Annotated in this window: 3 protein-coding genes; all 3 read right to left on the bottom strand. The window is 65.8% G+C overall.

All coding sequences use genetic code 11. The features are described 5' to 3' along the window. Positions 1-2,260, bottom strand: a 2,260-nt coding sequence (putA, locus tag IBX53_RS15270) for a bifunctional proline dehydrogenase/L-glutamate gamma-semialdehyde dehydrogenase PutA (protein WP_290910970.1), incomplete at its 3' end; no start/stop codon positions are given. A 202-nt stretch (positions 2,261-2,462) separates the two neighbouring features. Then, the gene (locus IBX53_RS15265; protein WP_290910967.1) at positions 2,463-3,251 is read right to left on the bottom strand and encodes an AraC family transcriptional regulator; all 789 of its coding nucleotides are present in this window, start codon (positions 3,249-3,251) and stop codon (positions 2,463-2,465) included. A 57-nt stretch (positions 3,252-3,308) separates the two neighbouring features. Further along, positions 3,309-3,683: a hypothetical protein gene (locus IBX53_RS15260; protein ID WP_290910964.1), complete on the bottom strand. Its 375-nt coding sequence runs from the start codon at positions 3,681-3,683 to the stop codon at positions 3,309-3,311. Positions 3,684-3,800 lie beyond the last annotated feature (117 nt).

Below are 3,800 nucleotides of genomic sequence, written 5' to 3'. Positions count from 1 at the left end.
AGAGCAGTTCGATCACCCGGTGGGCGACGATGGAGGTCTGCTCGGCGGGCTTGGCCAGCACCGTGTTGCCGGCCACGGCGGCGGCCACCACCTGGCCGCAGAAGATTGCCACCGGGAAGTTCCAGGGGCTGATCGCCGCGAATACACCCTTGCCGCCCAGTATCAGCTCGTTGGATTCGCCGGTGGGGCCGGGCAGGGCGATGGGTTGGCCGAACAGCTCCTCGGCCTTCATGGCGTAGTAGCGGCAGAAGTCCACCGCCTCCTTGATCTCGTCGACGCCGTCGGTGAGCAGCTTGCCGCCCTCCCGGGAGCAGAGCGTCATCAGCTCGGCCATGTGGGTTTCCATCAGGTCGCCCAGGCGGCGAACGATGGCGGCGCGTTCGGCCACCGGCGTGCTCTCCCAGCGCGGGAAGGCAGCCCAGGCGGCATCCACGGCGCGGGCGGCCTGCTCGGCGCTGGTCCACTGCACCGTGCCGACCCTTTTCCGGCGGTCATAGGGGCTTTTGATCTCGTGCTGGTTGGCCGGGTCGTCGGCTACCGCGAGGGCCAGCAGCGGCCCCACCCGATGCTCCTTCTCCATGGTGGCGGCCATGGCATCCATCAGCGGCTGGTACTGGCTGCGCACGTTGAGGTTGACGCCGCGCGAGTTTCGGCGGCCGGCGCCGAAGATGTCCCGCGGCAGGGGAATGCGCGGGTTGGCAAGGGTCTTGTACTGCCGGAGCGTTTCGGCCGGGTGCACGCAGAGCGACGCTATCGGCACATCGGGGTCGACCAGCTGGTGCACGAACGAGGAGTTGGCGCCGTTCTCGAGCAGCCGGCGCACGAGGTAGGGGAGCAGGTCCTTGTGGGCCCCCACCGGAGCGTAGATGCGGCAGTAGGTGCCCTTCGGGGCGCGAGCGAGGGCGGCGTCGTAGAGCGCCTCGCCCATGCCGTGCAGGCGCTGGAATTCGAATGGGCGGGTCGCCTCGTTGGCCAGTTCAAGGATGGTACTGATGGTGTGGGCGTTGTGGGTGGCGAACTGCGGGAAGATGCGCCCGCGGGTGGCGTCCGAGAGCAGGAAGCGTGCGCACACCAGATAGGCCACGTCGGTGCTGGCCTTGCGGGTATAGACCGGGTAGCCGTCGACGCCGAGCTGCTGGGACTCCTTGATCTCGGTGTCCCAGTAGGCGCCCTTGACCAGGCGCAGGGGAATCTCGTCGCCCTGCGCCTCGGCCAGGCGGTTGAGGTAGTGGAGTACCGGCAGGGCGCGAGTGGAGTAGGCCTGAACGACCAGGCCGAAGTGGCCCCAGCCCCGGCAGATGTCGCTCTCGTAGACGGCGCGGAACACCTCCAGCGAGATCTCCAGGCGGTCCACCTCCTCGGCATCGATGGTCAGCGCCACGCTGAGCTCGCGGGCCATGGCCGCGAGCTTCTTTACGCTGTCGACCAGTTCGTGCAGCACCTGCTCCCGACGGCCGAACTCGTAGCGCGGATGCAGCGCCGAGAGCTTGATGGAAACCGAGGGGGCGGGGGTCTTCGCCGACAGGGTCTTGCTGGTCTTGCCGACTCGCTCGATGGCCCTGGCATAGTCATCGAAGTACTTGCGGGCGTCCTGGCGGGTGCGCGCGGCCTCGCCGAGCATGTCATAGGAGTAGGTATAGCCCTTGTCGAAAAGCGGCTTCGAGCGCTTCAGTGCCTCGTCGATATCGCGGCCCAGCACGAACTGCTTGCCCATCACCTTCATGGCCTCGCGCATGGCCCGCCGGATCACCGGCTCGCCGAGGCGGTTGACCAGCTTGTTGATGAAGCTGGCCGGCCGGCCATCCCTGGGATGATCCAGGTTGATCACCCGGCCGGTCATCAACAGGCCCCAGGTGGAAGCATTCACAAACCAGGAGTCGCTCTGGCCGAGGTGGGACTTCCAGTCGGCGGGGCCGAGCTTGTCCTCGATCAGCGCGTCGGCGGTTGCCGTGTCGGGGATGCGCAGCATCGCCTCGGCGAGGCACATCAGCATCAGCCCCTCATGGGTGTCGAGGCTGTACTGCTGCAGTAGTTCGTCGATGGCGTCCACCGCGGTATCCATCTCGCGGACCTCGCGGACCAGTTCGGCGGTCTTGCTGGCGATGCGCTGGAAGTCCTGCGAATCGGCGTTCAGCGCCTTGATCAGCTCGGCCACGAATCTGTTTTCATCGACCACATAGTGGTCGCTGATGCGCGAGAAGAGGGTGTCAAGATCCTGCTGCCAGGTGGCGTCATCAAGCATGTTGTTGGAATCGAGCACGAAAGGTCCCTTGCAGGTGTCGTCAGGCGGGAAGGTGTCGCCCGGTGGAGAGCGTGGGCCCTGCCATGGAGCGCAATGTTCCTCACTTTAGGAGCCGCACCCGGCAGCTGCTTGTTGTTTCCGCGGATCTTGTTGCCGATTCCGCGGATTCTTCCTTCGGGGTGATTCCTGGCTTAGACTTTCGTCTAGTTATGTGATCGTGTCAGGGTGGTGTGCGTGACTCGGCCAGGAGACTTCCGGTGCGGCGCAGGCGGCTGGGCGATGCGTCGAAGGCTTCCCGGCAAGCGTGGGAGAATGCGCTCTGGCTGGTGAAACCGGTTCGGGCCGCGACCTCGGAAAGGGGCAGGTCGCTTCGGGTAAGCAGGTGGCGAGCGGCTTCCAGGCGCCGGTTGCGCACATACTGCCAGGGGGTGAGGCCGGCCTGCTCGCGGAAACAGTGACGGAAGTGAGCCTCGCTGAGACAGGCCTCCCGAGCCAGGTCGGCGACGTTCAGCGGGCTGGCCAGGTGGCGCTGGATGAAGCGGTCGAGACGGGCCAGGTCGAGCCGGCGGCCGCGAGGTGGGGCAGGGGCCTCTGCCAGGCGGGCGTTCAGGCAGCCGAGCAGGGTGGCGGCCAGACGCTCCTGCTGGTGCTCCGAGCTCCCGGCGACATCGAGCTCCAGCAGCAGGAAATTCAGGTAGCGCTTGAGGGGGTCATCCAGGGCGAAGAAGCGTGGTGCGTCGAAGAGGCGTGACAATTCGTGGTGAAAGCCGGTGAGGCAGTGGGCTTCGCTCGGCAGGTCGAGGATCAGCTGGCGGTTCCGGCCGGTACCCGCGTAATGGTGAACGTGGTTGGCGGGGACGATGCAGCCCGAAAGGGCCGAAATGGCGCCGCCCAGCCCCTCTATCTCGAACTCTGCCCGTCCCTCGAGGCCGATCACGATCTGATGGAAGTCGTGGGCGTGGTGGCGTGTGGCGGTATCGAGAGGGATCTGGCGGATGGCACTCGACATGTCGGGCCCCGTTCAGGCGATGTGAAAACTTATCCTAGCCCGAACCCGGTACTTGGGTCATTTCACGCTGCGTTGACGCTCCTTGATGGCCAGGTGTCGTGCGAGGTGGTCGCGTAGGGCAGTGAGCTCCTCCTGGCCGGTGGCATCGAGCAGCGGCTTGCCGCGGGTCACACGGCCATGACTGCCGTGTTCGTCCACCAGCCGCTGGGCGCGGCGGCGGATGCCATCGAGAGTCTCGTCGTGGCGGATGGGGTAGCCGATGATGGCATTCCACTCGGTCTCGCTGATCTGGCTCACCAAGGCGCGATCGATAAGCTCCAGCAGTTGGGTGGGTTCAGTGCGGTAGCGGGGGGTGCCGGTGAGCAGCAGCAGGCCAACCATGCCGCCAAAGATCAGCAGGCAGACGGCGAAGACAAGCAGGAAGAGGGCCATGGGCGCCACCAGAGGATGGTCCCATCTCAGGAGTGCGCTTGGGGAGTGCTCCTGGATCCACGTCGAAAATGAACAAAAGTACTGCAGAAACGTGGAGCGGGTGAAGGGAATCGAACC

The sequence above is a fragment of the Halomonas sp. genome (genome assembly GCF_014859505.1).
Classification (GTDB): domain Bacteria; phylum Pseudomonadota; class Gammaproteobacteria; order Pseudomonadales; family Halomonadaceae; genus Halomonas.
This window is presented reverse-complemented; position numbering and strand designations above follow the sequence as displayed.